Below are 4,371 nucleotides of genomic sequence, written 5' to 3' on the forward strand. Positions count from 1 at the left end.
ATCGCCGACCCGCATACCGCGATCGGCATTGCGGCGGCGCGGGCGTGCGGGCCGATCGGCATTCCCGTGATCGCGGCAGCCACCGCGCACCCGGCGAAGTTTCCGGATGCGATGGAACGGGCGATCGGCGTCCGTCCCTCTCTCCCCGAACGCTTAAAAGACCTATATCAACGTCCTGAAGTCTTTCTGCGCTCCAGCAATCGCCTCGCCGAGGTGCAAGCGCTGGTTCGCAATTTTGCGCATAGGAACAATGCATGACCGACGGTGTTCAGATCACCCACCTCGATTCCGGGCTCACCATTCTGACCGAGCGGATGGAGCGGGTCGAGACGGTTTCGTTCGGCGCCTATGCCGGCGTCGGCACCCGCCATGAGACCGCACCTGAAAACGGCGTGTCGCATTTTCTCGAGCATATGGCGTTCAAGGGCACCGAAAAGCGCAATGCGGTCGAAATAGCCGAGGCGGTCGAGGATGTCGGCGGGCATATCAACGCCTATACCTCGCGCGAACAGACCGCCTATTACGTGAAAATGCTGAAGGACGATCTGCCGCTCGGCATCGACATCATCGGCGATATTCTGTGCCACTCGACTTTCGATGCCGCCGAGTTCGAGCGTGAGCGCGGCGTGATCCTGCAGGAGATCGGCCAGGCGAACGACACGCCGGACGATATCGTGTTCGATCATTTCCAGCAGGCGGCGTATCCGGGTCAGCCGATGGGCTGGCCGACGCTGGGGACCGAGGCGATCATCAAATCGCTCTCGCCCGATGTGTTGCAGCGCTACATGCGCGCGCATTACACGCCGAAGAACATCGTGGTGTCCGCTTCCGGCAAGCTCGATCATCAGCAGGTGGTCGATCTGGTCAGCGAACATTTCGCTGATCTGCCGAACGCCGTTCAGGTGCCGCCGATGCCGGGGATTTATAGCGGCGGCGATTATCGCGAGATCCGCGATCTCGACCAGGCGCATCTGGTGCTCGGCTTTCCGGCGGTGGGCTATAGCGATCCCGATTTCCATGCGGCGATGCTGCTCTCGACGTTGCTCGGCGGGGGCATGTCCTCGCGATTGTTCCAGGAAATCCGGGAAAAGCGCGGGCTGGTCTATTCGATCTATTCGTTTGCCTTGCCGAATAACGATGCGGGTCTGTTCGGTATTTATGCCGGCACCGGCGAGGCGGAGGCGGCGGAGTTGGTGCCGGTCACGCTTGGTGAATTGGCCAAGGTGCAGGAATCGGTGACCGGCGCGGAATTGCGCCGGGCGCGGGCGCAGGTGAAGGCGGGGCTGCTGATGTCGCTCGAATCGACCGGCAGCCGCTGCGAGCAGTTGGCGAGGCAATGGCAGGTGTTCGGGCGGGTCGTGCCGATCGCCGAGACTGTTGCCAAGATCGATGGTGTGACCGAGGCCGATATCACGCGGGTGGCTTCACGGATTTTCAGGGCCAAGCCGACGCTTGCCGCGATCGGGCCGATCGGGCGGGTGCCGCAGATGCCGAAGATTCTGGAAAGGCTCGCGGCATGAGAAATCTCGATCATCTGAACCAACTGCTCGCCGCCGCGCGGCGCGCCGGCGCCGATCAGGCGGATGCGTTGCTTGGGACCGCCGCGTCGCTTTCGGTCAGCCGGCGGATGGGCAAGATCGAGGAGATCGAGCGCGCCGAGACCAACAACATCGGGCTGCGCGTGTTCGTGGGCAAGCGGAGCGCGATCGTCTCGTCCGGGGCGGTCGATCCCACGAGTTTCGACCGGCTGGCCGAGCAGGCGGTGGCGATGGCGAATGTGGTGCCGGAAGATCAATTCGCCGCGATTCCCGACGCGCCACCGCCCGAAGACGTCGCGCCGCTCGATATGGACGATGCGGTTGAACCCTCGATCGAGATTCTGATGGCGCGCGCCGCCGCCGCCGAGGAGGCCGCCCTCGCCTGCCCTGGCATCACCAATTCCGAAGGGGCGGGTGCGTCGTGGTCGCGCAGCCATGTGGCGCTGGCGACCTCGCGCGGCTTTGCCGGCGCCTATAGCCGGTCGAGCCATGGTCTTTCGGTCTCGCCGATCGCGGGCAGCGGCGTGGGGATGCAGCGCGATTATGAGTATTCCTCGGCGGTGCATGCCGGGGATCTGACCGATCCCGCCGCGATGGGCCGCGCCGCCGCCGAACGGGCGGTGAGCCGGCTCGATCCGCGCCGGCCGGGCACGGCGAAGCTTCCGGTGGTTTTTCATCCGCGGGTCGCGGGCAGCCTGCTCGGGCATTTCAGCGCCGCGATCAATGGATCGAGCATTGCGCGGGGCACCAGTTTTCTCAAGGATGCGATGGGCAAGCCCGTGTTCGCACCCGGTATTTCGATCATCGATGATCCGCGGCGGGTTCGGGGTTTGCGGTCGCGCGCGTTCGATGGCGAGGGGCAGCGGGTGCGGCGGATGGCGTTGATCGAGGATGGCCGCCTCACCACCTGGCTGCTCGATCAGCGCAGCGCGGCGCAGCTGGGTCTCAAGAGCACCGGCCATGCCTCGCGCGGCACTTCCGGCCCGCCGAGCCCGGCGGCGTCGAATTTGTATATCGAACGCGGCACATTGTCGCCGGCGGCGCTGATGGCGGACATCACGCTGGGTCTTTATGTCATCGAGCTGATCGGCATGGGGGTGAACGGCATCACCGGCGATTATTCGCGCGGCGCGGCCGGTTTCATGATCCGCGAGGGTCAGATTGCCGAACCGGTCGCCGAGATCACGATTGCCGGCACGCTGCGCGAGATGTTCATGCACCTCACCCCGGCCGACGACCTTGAATTCAGGCGCGGCACCGATGCGCCGACGCTTCGGGTCGAGGGCATGACGATGGCGGGCGGCTGAGGCGGCGGCGTGTCGCTGGTTCTGACCGGCGCGCAGGGGCAGTTGGGCCTGGTGCTGCGGCCGCGGCTGCTGGCGCGGGGCATTCCGTTGCGCTCGCTCGACATTGTGCCGACCACGCCGATCGATCCGCGCGAGACGACGATGACCGGCGATCTGCGCGATCCGGCGATCATCGATCGGGTGCTCGATGGCGCGACGACCGTTTTGCATCTTGCGGGCATCAGCGTCGAACGGCCATTGCCTGAGATTATCGAGAATAATCTGGTCGCCCTGCATGCGCTGTATGAGGGGGCGCGGCGGCATCGGGTTCAGCGCGTGGTGTTCGCGAGTTCCAACCATACGATCGGCATGTATCCCGCCGGTCAGATGATCGGCCTGTCCGACCCTTATCGGCCGGACGGGCTGTATGGGATTTCCAAGATCTGGGGCGAGGCGATGGGGCGGCTTTACTGGGACAAATACGGCATCGAGGGCGTGGCGCTGCGGATTGGCAGCGCCCTGCCCCGGCCGCGCGAACCGCGCCATCTCGCGACGTGGCTCGGGCTGGACGATCTTGAACATCTGGTTCTGCAAAGTCTTGCCGCGCCGATCAGCACCTATCATCCGATCTGGGGCGTTTCGGCCAATACGCGCGCGTGCTGGGACAATAGCGAGGCCGCCGAGCTTGGCTATCATCCGGTCCAGAATGCCGAGGATTTCAGTGAGGCGATCCTGGGCGCGGGCGGGCGGGCGTGGCGGTTTCAGGGCGGGGGGTTTGCCGAGGATTGAGGCAAGGTGAGAATATCCCTCGTTTGCGGCGTTTTTGTTGCGATATCGTAATGAAATGGACGTGCAAAAGTGAGGATCGAGGGTCAGGATTTTTTGAAGATGGCGGGGTTTGGGATGAAATAATGATTGCCGGGGCCGAGCGGCGGCGGCGTTGAGGTGATGGGGGGAAAAACCGGGGTTGGGCGTGGGCGGCGCTGGCGGGGTTTTCGCGGGGCGGCGGGGCGGCGGCGTGCGCGTTTCGGCAGCGCGAGGTTGGGCGGGAGTTTGAGACCGCAGATGTGGCAGAGCGGGCGGAGGGCGCGACCGATGGCGGGGGTGGTTTCGATCAGCGCGACCATGTCCGGGTGGGTCAGCAACCGTTCGATCTCCATGGTGTAGCCAATGATCTGGTGATGCGGGATCAGGCGGCGCAGGGCGCCGAAGCCGCGCGGCAACGGCGGCGGCGGGCCGAATTGGGCGAGCGGCCAGTTGCGCGGCAGTTTGGCGGGGGCGCGTTCGCGGGGTTTGGCGTCGGGGTTGGGCCGCGACTGGCGCGCCGGGTGCGGACCGCGGGCGATCAGGCGCTGGATGCGGCTGCCGAGCGTGCCGAGACGGCCCATGATCAGGACGATCAGCGGGAGGGCGATGCCGAGGCGCTTGCCCTGGTCGCACAGGGTTTCACGCAGCTTGCGCAGGCTGAGGGCGAACATCTCGGTCAGGGTGGTGGGGTAAGGGGGTGGGGTCCATGCCATGGAAGGACTATAGACCCAGGGGGTGGG

The 4,371-nt window shown here is 65.4% G+C and carries 4 protein-coding genes and 1 pseudogene; 4 read left to right on the plus strand and 1 reads right to left on the minus strand.

All coding sequences use genetic code 11. The features are described from left to right. The 4 genes and pseudogenes from ACP5E6_RS16495 to ACP5E6_RS16510 form a co-directional block, all read left to right on the plus strand. Window positions 1-258 (plus strand): annotated as a pseudogene (locus ACP5E6_RS16495) (threonine synthase); the annotation flags it as partial. Continuing rightward, window positions 255-1,520, plus strand: coding sequence for a M16 family metallopeptidase (locus tag ACP5E6_RS16500; RefSeq protein ID WP_427955957.1), 1,266 nt, complete (start codon window positions 255-257; stop codon window positions 1,518-1,520). The pseudogene ACP5E6_RS16495 and the gene ACP5E6_RS16500, both read left to right, overlap by 4 nt. Continuing rightward, the gene (locus ACP5E6_RS16505; RefSeq protein WP_427955960.1) at window positions 1,517-2,845 is read left to right on the plus strand and encodes a TldD/PmbA family protein; all 1,329 of its coding nucleotides are present in this window, start codon (window positions 1,517-1,519) and stop codon (window positions 2,843-2,845) included. Before ACP5E6_RS16500 ends, ACP5E6_RS16505 begins: the two co-directional genes overlap by 4 nt. Window positions 2,846-2,854: 9 nt before the next feature. Beyond that, on the plus strand, window positions 2,855-3,613 hold the full coding sequence (locus ACP5E6_RS16510; RefSeq protein WP_427955962.1) for an NAD-dependent epimerase/dehydratase family protein: 759 nt from the start codon (window positions 2,855-2,857) through the stop codon (window positions 3,611-3,613). 83 nt (window positions 3,614-3,696) lie between these two features. Here the strand turns inward: ACP5E6_RS16510 and ACP5E6_RS16515 are convergent. After that, the coding region (locus tag ACP5E6_RS16515) for a hypothetical protein (protein ID WP_427955965.1) at window positions 3,697-4,371 on the minus strand (675 nt) is incomplete at its 5' end.

The organism is Acidiphilium sp. (assembly GCF_049977125.1).
In the GTDB taxonomy this organism is placed as follows: Bacteria; Pseudomonadota; Alphaproteobacteria; order Acetobacterales; family Acetobacteraceae; genus Acidiphilium.